We start from the raw sequence: 21913 nt of genomic DNA on the forward strand, positions 1-21913 counted from the left end.
GGGAAAGTTTCTTACCGAACGAGGCAGGGACGCTTGTCGTCGAAGGTCCAGCCGGGGATCAGGTCCTGCATGGCAATAGCGTCATCGCGGGCGCCGAGTCCATGCTGCTTGTAGAGGTCATGCGCGGCGTCGATGGCCGCCCTGTCGATTTCGATACCCAGGCCCGGCCTGTCGGGGACCGCAATCTTGCCGCCCTTGATCCGGAGCGGCTCCCTGGTCAGCGCCTGGCCATCCTGCCAGATCCAGTGGGTGTCGATCGCGGTGACCTTGCCGGGGGCGGCGGCGCCGACATGGGTGAACATCGCGAGCGAGATGTCGAAGTGGTTGTTGGAGTGCGAGCCCCAGGTCAGGCCGTTGTCGCGGCAGGTCTGGGCCACGCGCACCGAGCCCTGCATGGTCCAGAAGTGGGGATCGGCCAGCGGAATGTCCACCGCGCCGAGACGCAGCGCATGGGAGAGCTGGCGCCAGTCGGTGGCGATCATGTTGGTCGCTGTGGGCAGACCCGTGGCGCGGCGGAACTCGGCCATGATCTCGCGGCCGGAGAAGCCGGCCTCGGCGCCGCAGGGGTCCTCGGCATAGGCGAGGATGCCGTGCATGTCCTTGCAGAGGCTGACAGCCTCGTCGAGCGACCAGGCGCCGTTCGGGTCCAGCGTGACACGCGCGTTGGGGAAGCGCTTGGCGATCGCGGTGACGGCCTCGATCTCCTGCTCGCCGCGGAGCACGCCGCCCTTGAGCTTGAAATCGGCAAAGCCGTAATGATCCTCGGTGGCTTCCGCGAGCCGCACCACGGTCTCCGGCGTCATCGCCTCCTGATGGCGGAGGTTGAACCACTCCGCCTTGCCGGTCTCGCCCGTGACGTAGTCGAGCCTGGACTTGCTGATATCGCCGACGAAGAAGAGATAGCCGAGCGTCTCGACGCTCTTGCGCTGCTGGCCTTCGCCGAGCAGCGCGGCGACCGGCAGGTTGAGATGCTGACCGAGCAGGTCGAGCAGCGCGGACTCGATCGCCGTGACCGCATGGATCATGACGCGCAGGTCGAACGTCTGCTTGCCGCGGCCGCCGGCGTCACGATCGGCGAAGGCGGTGCGGACGTCGGCGAGGATGTTGTTCATCGCGCCGACGGTCTTGCCGATCACGAGATCGCGCGCGTCCTGGAGCGTCTGCCAGATCTTCTGGCCGCCCGGCACCTCGCCGACGCCGGTGTGGCCGGCATTGTCGGTGAGGATGACGATGTTGCGGGTGAAGAACGGCGCGTGCGCGCCGCTTAAGTTGAGGAGCATGCTGTCGCGGCCCGCGACCGGGATCACCTGCATCGCCGTGACGACCGGTGCGCCGGCGACTGGCGCGCCGGAGATGTCAGTCTGGGCCATCGCATGCTCCTCCCTGTTGTCTTGTTATTCTGCAGCCTGTTGTGACGATCGGATGGCGGGCAGCTTCTTGACCAGCGCGGTCAGCTCCGCAATCTCCTGCTCGGTGAGATCGGTCAGCGGCGGGCGGACCGGGCCGGAGTCGCGGCCGATCACCTTCATGCCGGCCTTGATGATGGAGACCGCATAACCCTTCTTGCGGTTGCGGATCGCGATCAGCGGCAGGATGAAGTCCTTCAGCCCGGCATGGATCGTGGCGTGATCGCGCTTGCGCACCGCGGCGTAGAAGTTGGTCGCGAATTCCGGAACGAAGTTGAACACGGCCGAGGAGTAGGTCGTCACGCCCATGTCGAGATAGGGCAGCGCGAAGGTTTCCGCGGTCGGCAGGCCGCCGATATAGGTGAGGCGGTCGCCGAGCTTGGTGTAGACGCGGGTCATCAGCTCGATGTCGCCGATGCCGTCCTTGTAGCCGACGAGGTTCGGGCAGCGCTCGGCGAGACGGGCGAGCGTGTCGGGCTGAAGGATGGCGTTGTCGCGGTTGTAGACGATGACGCCGATCTTCACGGCGGCGCAGACCGCCTCGACATGGGCGGCAAGGCCGTCCTGCTCGGAATGGGTGAGATAGGGCGGCAGCAGCAACAGGCCGTCGGCGCCGGCCTTCTCGGCGCCAACAGCGATCTCGCGGGCGATCGCGGTGCCGTAGCCGGTGCCGGCGAGCACGGGCACGCGGCCCTTGGTCTCCTCGACGGCGATCTTGACGATCTGCGGGACCTCGGTCGGCGTCAGCGAGAAGAACTCGCCGGTGCCGCCTGCGGCGAACAGGCCCGCGACGTCATAGCCGCACAGCCAGTCCATGTTGGCGCGGTAGGTCGCCTCGTCGAAGGAGTAGTCCGCCTTGAACGGCGTGACGGGGAAGGACAGGAGGCCCGATCCGATCGTCTGGGCCATTTCCTGCGGGGTCATCTTGCTCATGGGCGCGGCTCCCTAATTGCGTGTTGTGGAGGACGCAAGCCTGCGCGTCCATGCGCCGTGGTTTAGGAGACCGTTCGATGCGCGTCCAAGCCAAAGCCTATATCGACTGATGCGAAATCAGCATCAATCTTCCATGGTCTCCGCGGAGGACAATTCACCGGCGATTTTGACCAGCGCCGACAGCAGCGGATTCTCGTCATCGCGGCGCCAGACCATGAACAGCTCGACCGGGACGCGCGTGCGCAACTTGAGCGGCCGCAGCCGCACGTCGGAGATCTTCAGGCTTGCGGCCGCGGCCGGCACGATGGCAAGGCCAAGGCCGGCCCGGACCATGGCGAGGATCGAGTGGATCTGGCTCAGATGCTGGACATAGCGCGGCAGCACGTCGGCGCGGGTGAACAGCGCCACCAGGAGATCGTGGAAGTAGCGGCTCTCATAGGGCGAATACATCACGAAGGGCTGGTCGTCGAAATCCTTGATGGTGATGCTGTCGGCGCTCGCCAGCGGATGCTTCTTCGGGATCGCGGCAAGCAGGGGCTCGGCGACGACGCGGCGGCTGGCCACTTCGGGGCGCGCGATCGGCGGCCTGAGCAGGCCGGCGTCGATCTGGCTGGAGCTGAGCGCCTCGAACTGGTCGCCGGAGACCATCTCCTTCAGCGAGAAATCGACTTCGGGCAGCTTGGCGCGGCAGGCCGCGACGTAAAGCCGATCTTGAGCGAGCCGGTCTTGCCCAGCGCGATGCGGCGGGCGACCTGCGAGGCGCTTTCCGCAAGCTTCAGGATGCGCCGCGCCTCCGGCAGGAAGCTGCGGCCGGCCGGCGTCAGGCGCACCGAACGGCTGGTGCGCTCCAGCAGCGGCGCGTCGATGATGTGCTCGAGCACCTGGATCTGCCGCGACAACGGCGGCTGGGTCATGTTCAGCCGCGCGGCGGCGCGGCCGAAATGCAGTTCCTCCGCCACCGTGACGAAACAGCGGAGCTGGTTGAGGTCGAACATCGATACATGCCTTAGATGAATAAGGCGTTTCCCCGGCACTTCTAGCATCGATCATCCCCAAAACAAAGACGGCGGCTTTGTGAGCCGCCGTTGAGTTGCCTGGTCAAGCTCCCGCGGGAGCCCTCAGGAGGAACGTTTGAGCACCACCCGCTCGATCTTGCCCACCACGACGAGATAGGCGAACGCGGCGACCAGCGCATTGGCGCCGACGAACAGCAGCGCGCCGTTGAAGGAGCCGGTCGCGGCCAGGATGTAGCCGATCACGATCGGGGTGGTGATCGAGGAGAGGTTGCCGAAGGTGTTGAACAGGCCTCCGGAGACGCCGCCGGCTTCCTTCGGCGAGGTGTCGGAGACGACAGCCCAGCCGAGCGCGCCGATGCCCTTGCCGAAGAAGGCGAGCGCCATGAAGCCGACCACAAGTGCATGTCCGTCGACATAGTTGCAGGCGATGATCGACATCGACAGCAGCATGCCGCCGACGATCGGAATCTTGCGCGCCATGGTCAGCGAACCGGTGCTGCGCAGGATGGCGTCCGAGATGATGCCGCCGAGCACACCGCCGATGAAGCCGCACAGCGCCGGCAGCGTCGCGACGAAGCCGGCCTGCAGGATCGACAGGCCGCGCTCCTTGACGAGGTAGACCGGGAACCAGGTCAGGAAGAAATAGGTCAGCGTGTTGATGCAGTACTGGCCGAGATAGACGCCGAGCATCATGCGGTTGGAGAGCAACTGGCGGATGTGGTCCCACCCGGAGCCGGACTGAGGCGCACGTTCTTCCTTGGGCGCGTCGAGATCGACCAGCGCGCCGCCCTCCTTGATGTAGTCGAACTCCGCCTCGTTGATCCCGGGATGCTCCTTCGGGCCGTAGATGGTCTTGATCCAGACGAGACCCATGATCACGCCGAGCGCGCCCATCACGAAGAACACGTAGCGCCAGCCGTAATCGTGGGCGATCCAGCCCATCAGCGGCGCGAAGATCACGGTCGCGAAATACTGTCCCGAATTGAAGAAGGCGGACGCGGTGCCGCGCTCGTTGCCGGGAAACCAGGCGGCGACGATGCGGGCATTGGCGGGGAAGGACGGCGCTTCCGCGACGCCGACAAGGAGGCGGAGTGCGAACAGCACGACGATGGCAGCGCCGGCGCTGAGGAAGCCGACCCAGCCCTGCATCAGCGTGAACAGCGACCAGACGATGATGCTGAAGGCATAGACGAGGCGCGAGCCGTAGCGGTCGAGCAGCCAGCCGCCCGGCACTTGGGCGATCACATAGGACCACCCGAAGGCCGAGAAGATCCAGCCCATCGCGACGGGATCGAGATGCAGCTCCTTGGAGAGCGCGGGGCCCGCGATCGAGAGCGTGGCGCGGTCGGCGTAGTTGACGGTCGTGACCAGGAACAACATGGTCACGATGAACAGCCTGACGCGAGACCTCCTCACGTCCGCTGCGGACACCACTGCGCTCATCACGCGCCTCCTTAGAACTCGAAATGTTTCCTCACCACGACTCCTAGAGGCGCGCGCGGCAAAGTGTCCAAGTTCAAGGGAGTATCGATCGATGCCGTTTTTGGATTGATGGAACGGCAGGTGGGAGGGAACGATCGTGAGGATGGAGACCGCGCTCGTCCCAATCGTCGTTCTGGCGAAAGCCAGGACGACTCGGGGAGATAGTATTCGTACTCACAGCGCGTCATTGCGAGCGCAGCGAAGCAATCCAGAATCTTTCGGCGGATGGACTCTGGATTGCTTCGCTGCGCTCGCAATGACGGTGTGGAGAGCGCTCGCTCTTGCTTCTATTGCCGCGCGCTCGGTAGCAGCTGCGGCAGCAGTCCCCGCGTCACGGGCGGCGGTACTGCGTCCAGCCCGAGCACGCTGCTTGCGGCCGGCAGCGCCGCATCCGCCATCGCGGCGTGGCCTTCGGCGCTTGGATGCACGGCGCCGCCATAGACGGCGGAGAGCACGCCCCAGGTGGCGTCGTGGATGTCGGTCGGCTGGCTCGCGGCCGGCAGGCCTTGCGGATAGGTCATCGCGGCGAAGTAGCTGTCATTGGCGTCGCGGATCCAGCGCGCGCGCGGCAGATAGGCGCGATACTCGGAGGCGCCGCGGCCGCACAGCATCGGCTGGCTCGCCGCGCTCACGATATCGGGATTGAAGCTCTGGCCGTTCTCGGCAAAACACGTGCGGTCGAATTCGGGATCGTTGCCCGCATGCGCGCAGAAGCCGTGATCGGCGAACGCTGCCTGATGCGCATCGACGAACGTCATGCGGTCGGCTTCGGGATCGCGGCACAGCGCGCCCCGGGTGCAGGTGGCGAGCCCCTTCAACTGAGGCAGGAATTCGGTGTCGACGAAGGTCGAGACGCGGGCGAGGCGCTGCGGATCGGCGTTGAAGGACGGATGAATGTCGAAGCCGGCGCGGCCGCCGCGGCAGGGCACGCCGCCATCGGCAAGCGCCGGATTGGCGTAGGAGACATAGACCACATGCGAGAGGTCGCCGCCGACCAGCGGCTTCAGCGCCTCGCGCAGCTTGACGAAATTCTGCGGCAGCTCGCGCGCCAGCGCATCGCGGGAATCGTCGACGCTCGCCATCACGCCGGAGCGGCGGAACAGCGCGCGCTCGGTCGCGGTGTCGACGATGACGTCGGCGACGAGACCCGAGAAGTAGACATCATTGGCACCGATCGAGAGCAGCACGAGATCGAGCGTGCGGTCCGGCTGGCGCTTCTTCGCCGCGGTGAGCGCCTCGCGCAGCTCGGCGACCTGCGCGTTCACGCTGGTCTGGCAATTGCCGTTTTTGCTGGGCGCGCATTCGCGGGCGCGCTGCGAGCCGAGCAGCCCGTCGCCGATGCTGGCGCCGGTGCAGGCGAGCGGCAGAAAGGTCACCGCGATGTGGGTGTAGCGCACCGCGAGCGCCAGCGCGGTGCGGGCCTGGTAGCTGTAGAGCGAGCGGTGGCAGGGGGAGTTGAACCAGAGCGCGCCGTAGCGCTGCCAGTTGGCGAGCGTATCCGGCGCCTCGCAGGCGCGGCCGCCTTTATAGCCGGCGCGGCTCGGCCGGTAGTACTGCGCGCCGGCGGTGCCGAGATAGGAGCGGAAGCAGAAACCTTCGTCCGACAGCGCCAGCGGCCGGTCGGGATTGCCTTCGCCCGAGGCGATGCTGTCGCCGAGGCCGGCGACGAAGATGTCGCGGACCTGGATCTCGGTCTGAACGCGCTGGGTCGGATCGGAGCCGGAGGAGACGTCGAGGCTCGCGACCGTCTGCCGGCCGTAGCGGACGCGCAGATTGACCGGCTCGGCACAGTCGAAGGTCGAGGTCTGCGGCCCGTCGCCGTCGTCGAACGACCAGGCGCAGGTGGCGCCGACCGGCACCGCGCCGGTCAGGCGCACGGTCACCGGATGGTCGATCGGAGTGAGGTAATTCTCTTTGACGTTGTCGCGGGTGCAGGGCTGGTTGACCCGGCCCTGGAGGTCGATGCAGAGCCGGTTGACCATGTTGCGGGCCCAGCCGCGGCCCTCGCTCTGGAGCTCCAGCGACTGTTCGGCGGCGAGGATGCTGCGGTTACGCGCGTTCTCCACATGAAGCAGAAAGTCGCGCTCCTCGCGGAACAGGCGGAAGCGGTTGCGCACCTCCCAATTGATCTGCATGGCGCCGGCGTCCTGCGCGACTGCGCGCTCGGGCGGCAAAGCGGTCAAAATCCCGGCAAGCAGCAGGGCGCCCGCGAAGAAGGTGCGAAGAGATGGTCGGATCATGGCCCGCGTGTTCAACGGCAAAGTTGAGGCGGAAATAAGAGAGGATTGCTCCCCCCGCCCGCAACCTTGTCTGACGATTTTTGCGGGCGCCGTCCAGCGCCCTAGCGCTTGCTGGCCTGTCGCAGCGACCGCTCGCGCTCCATTGCCGCCACCTGCTTGGGCAGGTTGGCCTGGGCGCAGGCCTCCGCCAGCCGCCGTCGCTCCTGCCAGGGCTCGACCACGTTCATCCAGAGCTCGCGCGTGCCCATGATGGAGATGGCGAGGCCGAACGGGATCACGAAATAGAGCAGGCGGAACACCAGCAGCGTCGCCAGAAGCTGCTCGCGGCCGAATTCCGGCAGCGCCACCAGCATGGCGGCATCGAATACGCCGATCGAGCCGGGGGCATGGCTGGCAAAGCCGAGCAGCGTCGCCAAGATGAACACGACCGCCAGCGACAGGAAGTCGATCGGCGGATTGGCCGGTATCAAGAGGTACATCGCCGTGGCGCAGAAGCCGAGATCGACCACGCCGATCAGGATCTGCACCAGCGTCAGCGGCGCCGAGGGCAGCACCACTTTCCAACCCTTCTGGCCGAGCTCGCGGCGCTTCTCGCCCATGCAGAGCCAGACCAGATAGGCGCCGATCGAGGCGAGGCCGCCGAACGCGATCAGCCGGTTGATCGACGACGGCAGCTGATCCATGTAGGAGGCGGCATCGGGATGGACGGCCATGCCGATCGAGAGCACGAAGATGTTACCGAGCCAGAAGGTCAGGCCCGACAGGAAGCAGATCTTTGCGACGTCGATCGCGTTCAGCCCGTAATCCGAATAGATCCGGAAGCGGATCGCGCCGCCGGTAAAGACGGTGGCGCCGATGTTGTGGCCGATCGAATAGGACGTGAAGCTGGAGAGCGCTGCAATGCGATAGGGCACGTGCTTCTTGCCGATCGTTCGCAGTGCAAAAAAATCGTAGAAGGTCAGCGTACAGAACGCGAAGAAGACGCAGATCGCCGCCAGCCCGATATTCCCGCGGGGAATCTCGGTCAATGCGGTCAGGATGACGCCGGTATCGATACCTTTGAGGGTCCGCACCAGCGTGGTGATTGCGAAGGCGATGATGAAGACGCTCGCGGCAATTCCGAGCCGTCGCCAGCCAATCCATCTCTTGAAGCCGCGTTTCAACGCGGGCAGCAGTCCGTGCATTCATCCTCCCGGCAGGGGGCAAGACCGACAAGGCCAGGCATTGGCCAGTCGGGCGCGATGGTTGCCAAAGGCAGGCGTCGATCGCTAGGCATGATCCAGCTCATTTAAGACAAAAACGGTGACTTGTGCAGCCCTTGACAAGGATAGGTTCTGTGCCGGACCGGCGACTTTTGTCATATGTGGTTCACATCGGACGCGCGTTAAGCATATGAGTCGCCAAACCGGCCAGGCCCGCGCGTTCGTATATTGGCATGCTTTCATATCGTGCCGTCCGCGGCATTGTTCCAGCGCAAGCGATGCCGGCTTTTTTGGAACGTCGATGCCGCGTGCCCGTTAGCGCCCCATCAGCAATCGAACATGGCGGGAATATGCGGCTATTCGTGCGAGCCGGTGCCCCCGTGTTCCCGAAACCCAAGAGGATCGGAACGATGGGACTGTTCACAAAAGACATCAAGACCATGAACGACCTGTTCGTGCATCAGCTCCAGGACATCTACTATGCCGAGCAGCAGCTCACCAAGGCGCTGCCGAAGATGGCCGACAAGGCCACCGACCCGCAGCTGAAAAAGGGCTTTTTGACGCACCTCGAGGAAACGAAGCAGCACGTCAAGCGGCTCGAGGAAGTGTTCAAGATGCACGGCGCACAGGTGAAGGCGGTCGACTGCCCGGCGATCGACGGCATCATCGAGGAGGCCGACGAGACCGCCGGCGAGGTCGCCGACAAGGCGGTGCTGGACGCTGCGCTGATCAATGCGGCGCAGGCCGCCGAGCATTACGAGATCGTGCGTTACGGCAGCCTGATCGCCTGGGCCAAGCAGCTCGGCCGGAGCGACTGCGCCGCCGTGCTCGCCAAGACGCTCGAGGAAGAGAAGGCGACCGACAAGAAGCTCACGGCGCTCGCCGAGAGCAAGGTGAATCTGCGCGCGGCGAGCTAGCGCTGGTGTAGGCAGGAAAGCGCCGCACGGTGGTTCGCGCCTCGGCCGTCGTCATTCCCCGCGCGCGGCTGCAGAGTACTGGATCGCCCGCCTGCGCGGGCGACGACGCCGAGTTTCGGGTGGGCACGCTCGCCACACATCCATCCTTCGGCCATTGTCGAAACATGACGGCAGGCCGGAAGCCTATATGTCGCGTGGGGCTGCAACCGAGGTGGCAGCATGCGAGCAAGCACCATCAAATACGAAGCCTTCGACGACGGAGCCGGCGCGCCGCGCGCCTCATCTCGTCCTGCAACCTCCCTGACGCTGGCCGCGATGAGCCTCGGCTATGGCGTGGTGCAGCTCGACGTCACCATCGTCAACACCGCGCTCGACGCGATGGGCAGGACGCTCGGCGGCGGTGTCGCCGAGCTGCAATGGGTCGTCAGCGCCTATACCATTGCCTTTGCCGCCTTCATCCTGACGGCCGGCGCACTCGGCGACCGGATCGGCGCCAAGCGCGTCTTCATGGCCGGGTTCGCCATCTTCACTGCGGCCTCGCTCGCCTGTGCATCGTCCCCCAATGCAATCGTGCTGATCGCGGCACGACTGGTCCAGGGCCTAGCGGCGGCGATCCTGGTGCCGAATTCGCTGGCGTTGCTCAATCATGCCTATGCCGACGACCGCGCGCGCGGCCGCGCCGTCGCGATCTGGGCTGCCGGAGCGAGCCTAGCGCTGACCGCGGGCCCCTTCGTCGGCGGCGCGCTGATCACGCTGGTCGGCTGGCGCGCGATCTTTCTCGTCAACCTTCCGATCTGCCTCATGGGCCTTTGGCTGAGCTGGCGTTATGCGACGGAGACTACGCGCGCGCCCTCGCGCGAGATCGATCTGCCCGGCCAGCTTACGGCAATCGGCGCGCTGGGGGCGCTCGCCGGCGCGATCATCGAGGGCGGCGCGCTTGGCTGGGACCATCCGGCCGTGCTCGCGGCCTTCGCTTCAGCCCTCGTCCTCGCCGTGCTGTTCGTCTGGCGGGAGAGCCGCGCGGCGCAGCCGATGCTGCCCTTGTCCCTGTTCGGTCACCGGCTGTTTACCTTGACCGCGCTCGTCGGCCTGCTCGTGAACATCGCGATCTACGGCCTGATCTTCGTGCTCAGCCTGTACTTCCAGAGGATCAACGGGCTGTCGGCGTGGTGGACCGGACTCGCCTTCGTGCCGATGATGGCCGCGGTGCTCCCGGTCAATCTGCTGGCGCCGCGCCTCGCCGAGCGCGTCGGTCCGTGCCCGACCATTGTCGTCGGCGCCTTTATCTCGGCGCTCGGCTGTCTCGGCCTGATCTGGATCGAGGCTGACACGAGCTATTGGATGATCTGCGCGCAGATGATCGCGATCAGCGGCGGACTTGGGCTGCTGGTGCCGCCGCTGACCTCGACCCTGCTGGGCAGCGTCGAGAAGGCGCGCTCCGGCATCGCGGCGGGCGTCCTGAACGCGACGCGGCAGACCGGCAGCGTGCTCGGCGTTGCGCTGTTCGGCTCGCTGGTGGCCTCGGAAGGTGCATTCATGACCGGCCTGCACGCATCGCTGGTGGTATCGGCCACCGTCCTGCTGCTCGCCGCCGCCGTGATCGGGATCGGCGCGCCTTCGCGAAGATGAACAATGTGAGCAAACGCACACATCTTCCGTTCACCATCGCCGAACCCAGCACATAGCCGGTTACCGACCGTCCATCTCTGCCCGCTCTAGTGCGGGTCGGATAGGGGCCGGCAATGTATCAAGTTCTTTACTGTCTCACGGACCAGCATGACTGGCGCCTCGTCGCACTCGGCGGCGCAGTGTGCCTGCTCGCGAGCGCGGCGGCGATCAGCCTGTTCCAGCGCGCGCGTGCGGCAAGCGGCGGTGCTCGCGTATCGTGGATCGCGCTGGACGTTGTCGTCGCAGGCTGCGGCATCTGGGCAACCCATTTCATCGCGATGCAGGCCTACGGGCCGGGCGCCGGCGGCGCCTACAACATCCCCGTGACCGTTCTGTCGCTGATCTTCGCTATTGCGGTCACCTTCGTCGGGCTGAGCATCTCGGTGTCAGCGACGCGGACGATTCCGGTCGCGCTCGGTGGCGCCGTCGTTGGCGGCGGCGTTGCCGCAATGCATTACACCGGCATGATGGCGCTCGAGATTCCCGCGCGCATCGGCTGGGCGACCGACACCGTGGCGGTCTCGATCGTTCTCGGTATCGTCTTTGGATCGCTTGCGCTGGTCGTCGCGGGGCGGCGCGACGGCGTGGCGAATGCGCTCGGTGCGACGGTGCTGCTGACCGTCGCCATCGTCTCGCATCATTTCACCGCCATGGGCGCCGTGGAGCTGACGCCGGATCCTTCGATCGTCATCAGCGGCATGTCGATCCCGCCGGCCTCCTTGTCGGTCCTTACCGCCAGCGCGGCCGTCGCGATCATCGCGATCGCGCTCGCAGCGGCTGTGCTCGACCGCCGCGCCAAGGGCGAATTGGGACGCCAGCAGGTCGTGCTCGATACCGCGCTCGAGAACATGTCGCAGGGGCTGTGCATGTTCGACGCGGACGGCAAGATCATGCTGTTCAACGAGCGCTACGCGGCGATGCTTCGTCGCACCGATATCGCGCTGACCGGCCGCCTCTTGGTCGACGTGCTGCGGGAAGAGCAGGCCAAGGGCCAGTGGCAGGGCGATGCGGATGAATTCTTTGCGCGCCTCGTGGTCGACGCGCGCGAGGGCCGCACGACCAGCCAGGTCGTCAACCGGTTCGGCCGCTCCATCCGGGTCGTCAACCAGCCGATGCAGGGCGGCGGCTGGGTCGCGACCTTCGAGGACATCACCGAATGGCTGGAGGCGCAGGCGAAGATCTCGCACATGGCGCGTCATGACGCGCTGACCGGTCTGCCGAACCGCGTGCTGTTCCACGAGCAGCTCGAGCAGGGTCTGCGCCGGACGGGTTCGGGCGACCAGCTCGCGGTGCTCTGCCTCGATCTCGATCACTTCAAGGACATCAACGACTCGCTCGGCCATCCCATCGGCGACGCGCTGCTCAAGGAGGTCGGCCGCAGGCTGAAGGCCACCGTCGGCGAGAGCGACACGGTGGCGCGGCTTGGCGGCGACGAATTCGCAGTGGTCCAGATCGGACGGTCGGAGAAAGCCGCAGCGAGGTGCCTTGCCGGCCGCCTCGTCGAGGTGATCTCGGCGCCTTACGAGATCGACGACCATCAGATCGTCATCGGTGTCTCGATCGGCATCTCGCTGTCGCCGCAGGACGGCAGCAATGCGGACGAGCTTCTGAAGAACGCCGACCTTGCGCTGTACCGCGCAAAGGCGGACGGCCGCGGCACCTACCGCTTCTTCGAGACCGGCATGGATGCGCGCGCACAGGCGCGCCGTCTGTTGGAGATGGATCTCCGCGCAGCGCTGCAACGCGACGAGTTCCAGCCGTACTATCAGCCGATCCGCGACGTCGCCAGTGGTCGCGTCGTCGTCTTCGAGGCGTTGCTGCGCTGGAACCATCCGCAGCGCGGCCTGATCGCCCCCATCAACTTCATTCCGCTGGCCGAGGAGACCGGACTCATCGTCCAGCTCGGCGAATTCGTGCTGCGTTCCGCCTGCACCGACGCGGCCACCTGGCCCGACGATGTCGATGTCGCGGTCAACCTGTCGCCGGTGCAGTTCAGGAATCCGAACCTGATCGCATCCGTGACCGCGGCGCTGACCGTCTCGGGACTGCCGGCGCGCCGGCTCGAGCTCGAGATCACCGAATCCGTGCTGCTTCAGAATAGCGAGGCGACGCTGACCACCCTGCACGAGCTGCGCGCCATGGGGGTGCGGATCTCGCTCGACGATTTCGGCACCGGCTATTCGTCGCTGAGCTATTTGCGCAGCTTCCCGTTCGACAAGATCAAGATCGACCGCTCCTTCGTGTCGGAGCTCGCGACGCGGGAGGATTCCATGGCGATCATCCGCGCCGTGACCGGGCTCGGCCGCAGCCTCGGCATCGTGACCACCGCGGAAGGTGTCGAGAACGACGCGCAGCTCGAGCTGCTCAGGCGCGAGGGCTGCACCCAGGCGCAGGGCTATCTGTTCAGCAAGCCGCGGCCTGCCTCGGATGTGGCGTTGATGCTGGAGCGCCCGCGGCTGCGCGCCTCGGCCTAGAAAGGCTAGCCGCGGCGCAGCGCGAAATGCGCGCCGCAGAATGCCATCACGGCGCCAAGGCACAGCGCGGCAAGCCCGGCAAGCACGCCCGAGACCGTCGGGATCGGGCTCGGGGCCGAGGCCGCCTGGCCGGCGCCCGCAAGCAGGAGCACGCCGACCGCGATCAGGAATTGCCGCATCCGTTGCGGGATCTGGCCGTGGGCGGCGCTCTGCATCAATGTCGCCGTGAAATACCCGCCGGAAAAGCCGACCGTGGCGATCAGCCACCAGGCGATCGCAGCGCCCGCCGGAATGAACTCATGCGTGTCGGAGCGCCAGAGGCCGCCGAGGTCGAGCCCGTAGCGCGCGCCCAGCATGTGCACCGCGAGCGCGAGCAGCACGCCGCAGATCACGGCAGCCCCGAGAATCAGGCGGCGCGGAAAAAAGGTCGTCTCAGCCATGCCCCGCTTGTAGGATGGGCGAGGGCGACCGCGCAAGCGGGTCGCAGACCGGATTGCGCGGTCGGGATTGCAGACGGGATCGATTGTCGAGATGCGGGTTTCGGACGCGCAGGGCGCCCCAGGCGCGAGCTATGCCTACAAGGCGTCGCTGATCGGTTCGGCGCATCGTTTCGAGCTGACTGACGCGGGGCTGTCCTGGCACATCGGCGGCCGTTCCGGCCTGTGGCGCTACGACGAGATCAGCGCAATCCGGTTGTCGTTCCGCCCGGTGTCGATGCAGCAGCATCGCTTTCGCGCCGATGTCAGCCGCAGCGGTGGCGGCCGCATCGCGATCCTGTCGACGAGCTGGCAGACTGCGGCGCTGATGGCGCCGCAGGACAATGGCTTTCGCGACTTCATCGTCGAGCTCCATGCGCGGATGGCGAAAGCAGGCAGCCGCGCGGTGCTGACGGCAGGCCTCGGCCGCAACACCTATGCCGCGGTGCTGACGTTCATGGCGGTGCTGACGGTGGCGATGACCGGGCTCCTGATCCGCGCGCTCATGATCGACGCCTTCGCCGGCGCGTTGTTCATCCTCGGCTTTGCCGCGCTGTTCGCCTGGCAGGTCGGCGGCTTCGTGCGGCGCAACCAGCCGCAGAGCTACAGCTTCGATCGCGTGCCGAAGGCCTTGTTGCCTTAGCTGCAATCGGTCGCAATCAAACGTGACTTCGCGCCCCGGTGCCGGTGTCGCATCGTGCGGCCATGTCAGCGATGGATTGCAGCACGCGCCGGCCTGCGGCGGATGAGATCGCCAGGATCAACCGCACGCATCTGATCGACACGCCGCTCCGGCCGGCCGACCTCTTGTTCATGTTCGGCACCCGCGAGGACATCGCACTCCGCGCCGACACCGCTGCAAGGCTGTGGCGCGAGGGCTTGTTCCGCTGGTCGATTGTCAGCGGCGGCGTGACGCCGGGCTCGGAGCAATCCGAGTGCACCATCATCAAGGCGGCGATGGTCGCGGCGGGCATTCCGGCGGACCGGATCCTCGAGGAGCATGGCGCGACGAATACCGGCGAGAACGTGATCTTCTCGCTGCCGGTCATTGACGCGGCGCTTGGGCTGCAAAATATCCGCAGCGTGATCTGCCTCGGCAACACCTGGACCGCGCGTCGCTACTCGATGACGCTGCACCGGCACTGGCCCGAGGTCGAGAAGATGCTGCTCACCGTCGACAGCTTTGCGACGCCGCGCGCGCTCTGGCACACCGATGTCGAATTTCGCCGTCGTGTCCTGCATGAATGGGACAAGATCGAGCCGTACAAGGCGAGGGGCTTTATCGCGGAATGGCCGGAGGGCTGACGGGCAAGATTCTAGTTTTGACGCGTTTTCTTTACGCGAACCGGCATCCACTTCGCTCGAAAACGCGCTGGTTACTCCGTCGAGTCAAAGTCCTCTTCCTTGGTGCCGAGCAGCGAGACGAGCGATCGCGCTGACGCCGTCCTCGACTTTTGCAATCGCGCATGGTCACGCGCCGAATGCGGTGCGGCTCGCGCTCGCCCCGCCCACGTTCGAGCAGCTCGATTCCGGCCTGCGCACGTCTTTCGTTGGGCGTGACGCGACGAAGCAAAGCTCGGGCGAAACAAGCCGCGAGGATGCGAAAGTGTGTCTGCGAGTGAGATATCAGTTGATAGAGCGATGCACCTTCATCTCCGGCGACATCAGGCGCGAAGTCGAGGCGCTGAGCGAGCCGCGCGACGCGCGGATCGACTGTGCATCGTAGCGCAATCCGCTTCTCGCATGGCGGTCAATGGGAGCCAGCCGGCTCCCGGTCTTCCCTGCGCCCCTTCGAGGTCATTTATCCGTTATTGCCGCAGCAATGGGCCATGATCGCCAAGAGCCTTGCGGGGCTCGAGCGCGTCGACGCGCTGGAATCCGCGCTGCGCGTCTCGACCAGCACAGGCACCAAGAGCGCGCGCAATGCGGCGGCCGCCTATCTCGCGCGCAAGGATTTTGCGCCGCAGGCCGAGCAGATCGTCTTCACCGCCAACGGCAAGCAGTCGCTCGCGGCCGCGCTCACGGCGCTCGTCCCCACCGGCGGCCGCTGCGGCGTCGAGGCGCTCACCTACCCTTACGTCAAGAGCATTGCGGCGCGGCTCGGCGTGACGCTGGTCCCGATTTCGATGGACGAGCATGGCGCGCGGCCCGACGCCATCCAGAAGGCGCATCGCGAGGCGCACCTGTCGGCGCTCTATCTCCAGCCCATCATCCAGAACCCGCTCGGCGTCACCATGAACGCGACGCGGCGCGCCGACATCATGCGCGTCGCCGAGAAGCTCGATCTGACCATCATCGAGGACGCCGTCTACGGCTTCCTCGCCGACGACACGCCGCTGGCCGCGCTCGGGCCGGACCGCTGCATCGTGATCGACAGCCTGTCGAAGAAGGTCGCGCCGGGCCTTGCGCTCGGCATCCTCGTCACCCCGCCGCGTCTGCGCGAGAGCGTGATGAGCGCGGTCCGCACCGGCGGCTGGATCGCCTCCGGCCATGCGCTCGCATCGGGGCAGCGGCTGATGGCCGACGGCACCGTCGCCGAGCTGACGCGCCTGAAGCGCATCGACGCCGCGCGCCGCCAGCAGACCGCGGCAAGGCTGGCTGGCCGGCTACCAGTTCGCCGCCGACCCGCGCTCCTATCATCTCTGGCTCACGCTGCCGCCGCACTGGCGTTCGCAGACCTTCGTTGCCGCAGCCGCCAGGCGCGGCATAGCGGGAAACAGGGCAACCGGAGACATCCCGGCCTTCCCTGCGCAGTGGTTGGAACGGCTTATGTCGTGCTCTCCCCGGGGAGCGATGCACTATTGCCCCCGTCGCCTTGCGGATGGCTGACGCGCGCGGTCCGGTCGGGCCGCACACATCACCGCAAGACTTGGCGCACAGACCCCGGGCGCCAGGACGACACGATTTGGCCGTACGCCGATCACACCGGTCGTGCGCGCGACGTCCTCGCTCACGGTTGCCCGCCCTGCGAAACCCTTCGCGCCGATGCAACTAGCGTCCACCGCCGCCCGGCCCGCGTTCGTGACGATCGCGATACGCCCCTCAGAGCTGGCCCCGCAAATTCGGACAGTAGCTTGAGTGGATTTTCTGCCTGACAGCGGCGAGGATTCTTGCTGCGAATCAGGAGCGAAGATGACGAAGAAGAGCCGCCGGACGCATTCTCCGGCATTCAAGGCGAAGGTTGCTTTGGCTGCGGTCAAAGGCGACAAGACACTGGCGGAGCTGGCGCAACTGTTTGATGTTCATCCGAACCAGATCACGATCTGGAAAAACCAGCTCCTGGAAGGCGCCGCCGGCGTGTTTGGGCATGACAAGACATCGGCCGAGACGCCGGTCGATTTGAAGGCGTTACATGCCAAGATCGGCGAGCTGGCGTTGGAAAACGATTTTTTGTCCGGCGCGCTCACCAAGGCGGGCCTGCTGAGCGCAAAGCGATGATCGACCGCGGTCATGATCTTTCTATCGTGCGCCAGGCGAAGGTCCTGAAGCTGGCTCGCAGCACGGTCTACTATGAACCTCGGCCAGTTTCGGCCGAGGACCTTGCCTTGATGCGTCGGCTCGATGAGCTGCATCTCGATTATCCCTTCGCGGGAGCGCGTATGCTGCGATCGTTGCTGCGGCGGGAGGGCGTATACGCCGGTCGCCGCCACATCGCGACGCTGATGAAGCGCATGCGGATCGAGGCGGTCTATCGTCGCCCGAACACGAGCAAGCCGGCTCCGGGTCACAAGATCTACCCGTACCTGTTGCGCGGATTGAAGATCGAGCGGCCCGACCATGCGTGGGCAATGGACATCACCTACATTCCGATGCGGCGTGGCTTCGTCTATCTCGCGGCGGTCGTCGATGTGTTCAGCCGACGGGTCCTGGCCCATCGCGTCTCGATCACAATGGAGGCGGCCTTCTGCGTCGAAGCGGTCCAGGAGGCGTTGGCGAAGCACGGCAGGCCCGAGATTTTCAACACGGATCAGGGCAGCCAGTTCACCAGCCTCGAGTTCACCGATGTGCTGCTGGACGCGAAGATCGCCATCAGCATGGACGGCAAGGGCGCCTGGCGCGACAACGTGTTTGTCGAGCGGCTCTGGCGCACGGTCAAATACGAAGAAGTTTATCTCCGCGCCTACGACAGCGTGTCCGAGGCGCTAGCGTCAATTGCCAAGTATCTGGCCTTCTACAATCAGGGACGCCCTCACTCGAGCCTTGACGGGCGCACGCCCGACGAGGCTTACTTCGGCACGCAAGCTATGGTGATGGCCGCATGACCGTCGCCGACGGTTTTGTCGTCGCTCTGGTCGGGCTACGCCCTCCCGACGCAACGACAAAACCGTAAAGCCCCGCGTTCAGCATAACCCGGCAGGAATCCACTTAAATCCAGCGGGGCGCTGTCCAAACAACCGGGGCCAGCTCTCTCTTCCTTGGGCCGGAGTGAGGCGACACATACGCCGTTTCCGAATTTCGGTAAAGTGGAATATTTTGGGCGGCGGGAATTGACCTGTCGTTTGGGTGTTTTGCCCGACGGGCAACGCAAGGGCTTGTAGCCCGGAACAACAGGCTACGGAGCAGCCCTCAGTGCCTGACCACCAGCACCGAGCATTTCGCGTAGCGCACCACGTGCCCGGCATTGGAGCCGAGGAAATAGGTGCGCATCGCCGGCCGGTGCGAGGTCATCACGATCAGATCGGCCTTCATGTGCACGGCTTCCTCCAGAATCTCGTGGTAGATGCCGCCCTGGCGGACCACGCTGGAGATGTGGGAGGCCTCGATGCCGGATTCGCGCGCGACGATGGCGAGCGCTTCCTCCGAGGTCTGGCGCTGCTGTTCGTCGAAATCGGCCGGCACGTATTCTGCCAGCATCACCGGCGTCATCGGCAGCACGTTGAGCAGGCGCACCGTGCCGCTCCAGGTCTGCGACAGCGTTGCCGCGGTCGCGATCGCCGGCTTCGCGAGATCGGTGTCGGCGAGGTCGATGGGCACGAGGATGGACTTGAACATCTGCGCCTCCAAATCTTCCAGTCAGCTCTCGATCAGCTGCATCAACCGGTCGAGACCCGCGGGTCTCATCCCGATCGAAGCAGCTTGGGGCTGACGAACAGCACCAGCTTGCCGCGGCGGTAGGCCACGTCCCCCCAATCCTTGACGTCAAAGTCGAAGATCGCAAGCCCCGCGGTGGGCAGGTTGTGGGTGAGCGCCTTGGCGCCGGCCGGATCGCCGCCGCCCATCAGCATCAAGGCGATCTCGTGCATGCCGGGATTGTGGCCGACCAGCAGCAGCCGCTTCGGGTTGCCCGGGTTGGTTGCAGTGCGAATGGATTTTAGGATCTGCGCGGGATCGGCGCCGTAGAGTTCCGGCAGGACCTCGACCTCAGGCGCGGGGACGCGGCCCTTCATCGTCGCCCAGGCGATGTCCCAGGTCTGCCGGGCGCGGACGGCATGCGACACCAGCACGGTATCGGGGAAGGGGGGATGGGAGGCGATCCAGTCGCCGATTTCGGCGGCATCCCTGTGGCCGCGGTCGTCGAGCCGGCGATCCTGGTCACGGCCGCTCGGCGCGTCAGTCTCGGTCTTGGCGTGACGCAGCAGCATCAAACGGCGCATGGCACTCTCGAATCGTTGCACGTCCAGAATAATCTACAGGCGCCGGTTGAGGACAAGGTGACAAGCGCCCGATCGGTCCTTTAAAGCGCGATGAGATTTGGACAAACCCTCATCGCGCTTAAAATTTTTGTTCTGAGCATGATCTTTTCGGAAAACCGCTGCACACTTTTCCGGATCATGCTCTAAGAAAACGATATGAGCGAGACTTTCACAAGCGTGTCCCAGGAAGAAGCCGGCTTTCGCGAGCGCGCGCGCCTGTCGTTCGATCTCGACGCCGATATCTGCGTGATCGGGGCAGGGCTTGCCGGGCTCTCCATTGCACTGGAGGCGGCCCGGCTCGGGGCCAGTGTCGCGGTGCTCGAGGGCCGCCATATCGGCTGGAACGCCTCCGGCAACCAGCTCGGCACCGTGATGCCGGGCTTTGCGCTGCCGCTCACCGAGCTGATCGAGCGCATCGGCTTCGAGGACGCGCGCGAATTGTGGACGCTGTCGAAGGAGGGAGCCGAGTTCGTCCGCGCCAACGCCACCGAAGAGAACATGCCGGGGATCGCCCCGAGCGACGGCGTGCTCGAGGTCTCCAACGTCGACACCGGCGACAGGTTGATCAGCCGGTTGCAGATGCTGCACGAGGATTTCGACACCGAGGTCGAGGGCTGGCAGGTCGATCGCGTCCGCGAGGTGCTCAAGACCGATCATTACTTCCACGGCGTGTACTATCCGAGGGCATTCCAGGTCGACGGCCGCAAATACGTGCATGGTCTTGCGGCGCTGGCGCGGCGGGCTGGCGCCCGCATCTTCGAGGATACGCCGGTGGTCAGCATCGACCATTCCGGCATCCGCAAGCGGATCGTCACGCCGTCGGCGCGGCTGCGCGCGACGCACATCGTGCTCGCCGGCAACATCCATCTCGGCGCGCCCTTGATGCGCCTGTCGGAGACGCTGCTGCCGGTCTGGCGCTATGCCGGCATCACCGCGCCACTCGGCGAGCGCGTGCACGAGATCATCGCCTTCAAGGGATCGGTGATGGATTCCGACGGCGTCGATCATTTCCGCATCGTCGACGGCGACCGGCTGATGTGGGAGAGCCCGGAGACCACCTGGGCCGCACGGCCGCAGCGCTTTGCAGGCGGCGTCAGGCGGCGGATCCGGACGATCTTCCCCCAGTTCGGCAATGTCGAGATCACCGATATGTTCGGCGGCGCGACCGGCCAGACCGTGCACGGCATGCCGCAGATCGGCCAGTTGCGCAAAGGCCTGTGGGTGGCGAGCGGGTTCGGCCGCCAGGGCATGAACACCTCGGCCATGGCCGGGCAGATGATCGCGCGCAGCATCCTGTGGGGCGACGAGCGCTGGCGGCTGTTTTCGCCGTTCGAGCTGGTCTGGGCGGGCGGCGCGACCGGACGGGTCGCGGGTCAATTGGTCGGGATCTGGGGCAGGACGAGCTCCGCCGCCGCAGGTACGCTCGCCCGCTACCGCGAGCGGGCGCGGGTCAAGGACAGGGAACGCGAGGCGCGGCTGGCCGAAGCCAACCGGGCTGCCGGCACCGGTCCGCGCCGTCCGCCGCCGGGTGTACGGCCGCGGCCGGCCCCGCCGCCGAAACCCGCGACTGAAGCCTTGGAACCGGCCTCGCACGACGACAGCGTCTCGCAATAAGTTGAGAAAAATCGCGCCTGGACGTGTAACGTCGGCCGTTAGAACCCGTATCTCAGGGCGTGGACTCGCGCACGGAGAATGAGATGTTTGACCGCCGCATCCTGCTAACGACTGTCGCCGGCCTGTTCGGCCTTTCCGCCTTCCGCTGGCTGAGAGGGACACCTGCCGAGGCCGGCGAGAAGGCCGCGGAAACGTTCGAGATCACGAAGACCGAGGCCGAATGGCGTGCCCAGCTCACGCCGCAGCAATACGAGATTTTGCGCAATCACGGCACCGAGCGGCCCGGCTCAAGCCCGCTGCTCAAGGAGCACCGCAAGGGCGTTTTCGCCTGCGCCGGCTGCGACCTGCCGCTGTTTGCGTCCGACACCAAGTTCGAGAGCGGCACCGGTTGGCCGAGCTTCTACCAGCCGATCGAGGGCAATGTCGGCAAGACGGAGGATCGGACCTACGGTATGCTCCGCACCGAGGTGCATTGCCGGCGCTGCGGTGGCCATCTCGGCCACGTCTTCGACGACGGTCCGAAGCCCACTGGATTGCGCTACTGCATCGACGGTTTCGGGCTGGTTTTCCACCCGGCCGCCGCGTCCGCGACGTAGCTCTCGCTGGAGTCATTCCGGAGCGATGCGTGAGCATCGAATCCGGAATCTCGAGATTCCGGGTTCGGTCCTGCGGACCGCCCCGGAATGACCCGATGCCCCGGCAATTGTTGCCGGCCCGGCAATTGTGCCCCGGTCATCCGACCGGGGTCCATTCATTTAAGCCATTGATTTCATAGAAATACCCGCCTTGGCATAGCCCTTGCGACTGTCTCTCCCGACTGCGGCCCTGGTCGACCGGCCGCCGAGATCGGAT

16 protein-coding genes and 2 pseudogenes are annotated in these 21913 nt (G+C 65.8%); 9 read left to right on the plus strand and 9 right to left on the minus strand.

Going from position 1 to position 21913, the window contains the following annotated elements; genetic code table 11:
* Nucleotides 1–11: 11 nt before the first annotated feature.
* The 6 genes and pseudogenes from gudD to ACFLEY_RS14675 all read right to left on the minus strand — a co-directional run bounded on the left by gudD (nt 12) and on the right by ACFLEY_RS14675 (nt 8261).
* The gene (gene gudD, locus ACFLEY_RS14650; RefSeq protein ID WP_396604673.1) at nt 12–1370 is read right to left on the minus strand and encodes a glucarate dehydratase; all 1359 of its coding nucleotides are present in this window, start codon (nt 1368–1370) and stop codon (nt 12–14) included.
* A gap of 24 nt (nt 1371–1394) precedes the next feature.
* Complete coding sequence (gene kdgD, locus ACFLEY_RS14655) at nt 1395–2339, minus strand: 5-dehydro-4-deoxyglucarate dehydratase (RefSeq protein WP_011088612.1); 945 nt, start codon at nt 2337–2339, stop codon at nt 1395–1397.
* A gap of 123 nt (nt 2340–2462) precedes the next feature.
* Nucleotides 2463–3334 (minus strand): annotated as a pseudogene (locus tag ACFLEY_RS14660) (LysR substrate-binding domain-containing protein).
* A 123-nt stretch (nt 3335–3457) separates the two neighbouring features.
* Nucleotides 3458–4798, minus strand: coding sequence for an MFS transporter (locus ACFLEY_RS14665; protein WP_028173261.1), 1341 nt, complete (start codon nt 4796–4798; stop codon nt 3458–3460).
* 326 nt (nt 4799–5124) lie between these two features.
* Nucleotides 5125–7077 (minus strand): hypothetical protein, encoded by a 1953-nt coding sequence (locus ACFLEY_RS14670; protein ID WP_211433841.1) that lies wholly within the window; start codon nt 7075–7077, stop codon nt 5125–5127.
* A gap of 101 nt (nt 7078–7178) precedes the next feature.
* The gene (locus tag ACFLEY_RS14675; RefSeq protein ID WP_060908217.1) at nt 7179–8261 is read right to left on the minus strand and encodes a YbhN family protein; all 1083 of its coding nucleotides are present in this window, start codon (nt 8259–8261) and stop codon (nt 7179–7181) included.
* Between the two features lie 428 nt (nt 8262–8689).
* Here ACFLEY_RS14675 and ACFLEY_RS14680 point away from each other — a divergent pair, with 428 nt between their 5' ends.
* From ACFLEY_RS14680 to ACFLEY_RS14690, 3 genes are all read left to right on the plus strand, one after another.
* Complete coding sequence (locus tag ACFLEY_RS14680) at nt 8690–9196, plus strand: ferritin-like domain-containing protein (protein WP_011088607.1); 507 nt, start codon at nt 8690–8692, stop codon at nt 9194–9196.
* 219 nt (nt 9197–9415) lie between these two features.
* Complete coding sequence (locus ACFLEY_RS14685; protein WP_211433840.1) at nt 9416–10825, plus strand: MFS transporter; 1410 nt, start codon at nt 9416–9418, stop codon at nt 10823–10825.
* 113 nt (nt 10826–10938) lie between these two features.
* Nucleotides 10939–13338 carry an EAL domain-containing protein gene (locus tag ACFLEY_RS14690; protein WP_060908216.1) on the plus strand — a complete coding sequence of 800 codons (2400 nt, stop codon included), beginning with the start codon at nt 10939–10941 and terminating at the stop codon, nt 13336–13338.
* A 5-nt stretch (nt 13339–13343) separates the two neighbouring features.
* On the opposite strand, the gene ACFLEY_RS14695 is transcribed toward ACFLEY_RS14690, so the two are convergent.
* A complete protein-coding gene (locus ACFLEY_RS14695) occupies nt 13344–13778 on the minus strand; it encodes a hypothetical protein (RefSeq protein WP_211433839.1) in 435 nt (144 codons plus the stop codon).
* A gap of 91 nt (nt 13779–13869) precedes the next feature.
* On the opposite strand from ACFLEY_RS14695, the gene ACFLEY_RS14700 reads away from it, so the two are divergent.
* From ACFLEY_RS14700 to ACFLEY_RS14715, 4 genes and pseudogenes are all read left to right on the plus strand, one after another.
* The gene (locus ACFLEY_RS14700) at nt 13870–14457 is read left to right on the plus strand and encodes a hypothetical protein (protein WP_060912614.1); all 588 of its coding nucleotides are present in this window, start codon (nt 13870–13872) and stop codon (nt 14455–14457) included.
* A 62-nt stretch (nt 14458–14519) separates the two neighbouring features.
* A complete protein-coding gene (locus tag ACFLEY_RS14705) occupies nt 14520–15119 on the plus strand; it encodes a YdcF family protein (RefSeq protein WP_060912613.1) in 600 nt (199 codons plus the stop codon).
* A 328-nt stretch (nt 15120–15447) separates the two neighbouring features.
* A pseudogene (locus ACFLEY_RS14710) lies at nt 15448–16526 on the plus strand (PLP-dependent aminotransferase family protein); the annotation flags it as partial.
* Between the two features lie 420 nt (nt 16527–16946).
* A protein-coding gene (locus tag ACFLEY_RS14715; protein ID WP_129557650.1) for an IS3-like element ISRj2 family transposase occupies nt 16947–18076 on the plus strand; the annotation gives its coding sequence in 2 pieces (ribosomal slippage) (nt 16947–17199 and nt 17199–18076; 1131 coding nt in all).
* A 304-nt stretch (nt 18077–18380) separates the two neighbouring features.
* Here ACFLEY_RS14715 and ACFLEY_RS14720 read toward each other — a convergent pair.
* The gene (locus ACFLEY_RS14720) at nt 18381–18806 is read right to left on the minus strand and encodes a universal stress protein (protein ID WP_011088599.1); all 426 of its coding nucleotides are present in this window, start codon (nt 18804–18806) and stop codon (nt 18381–18383) included.
* Between the two features lie 65 nt (nt 18807–18871).
* A complete protein-coding gene (locus tag ACFLEY_RS14725; protein ID WP_028173270.1) occupies nt 18872–19408 on the minus strand; it encodes a histidine phosphatase family protein in 537 nt (178 codons plus the stop codon).
* Nucleotides 19409–19603: 195 nt separating this feature from the next.
* Here ACFLEY_RS14725 and ACFLEY_RS14730 point away from each other — a divergent pair, with 195 nt between their 5' ends.
* Together ACFLEY_RS14730 and msrB are read left to right on the plus strand one after the other, a co-directional pair.
* The gene (locus ACFLEY_RS14730) at nt 19604–21061 is read left to right on the plus strand and encodes an FAD-binding oxidoreductase (protein ID WP_211434299.1); all 1458 of its coding nucleotides are present in this window, start codon (nt 19604–19606) and stop codon (nt 21059–21061) included.
* Nucleotides 21062–21144: 83 nt separating this feature from the next.
* Complete coding sequence (gene msrB / locus ACFLEY_RS14735; RefSeq protein WP_038967753.1) at nt 21145–21657, plus strand: peptide-methionine (R)-S-oxide reductase MsrB; 513 nt, start codon at nt 21145–21147, stop codon at nt 21655–21657.
* Nucleotides 21658–21913 lie beyond the last annotated feature (256 nt).

This window comes from Bradyrhizobium sp. YCK136 (genome assembly GCF_044570075.1).
GTDB lineage: Bacteria > Pseudomonadota > Alphaproteobacteria > Rhizobiales > Xanthobacteraceae > Bradyrhizobium > Bradyrhizobium diazoefficiens.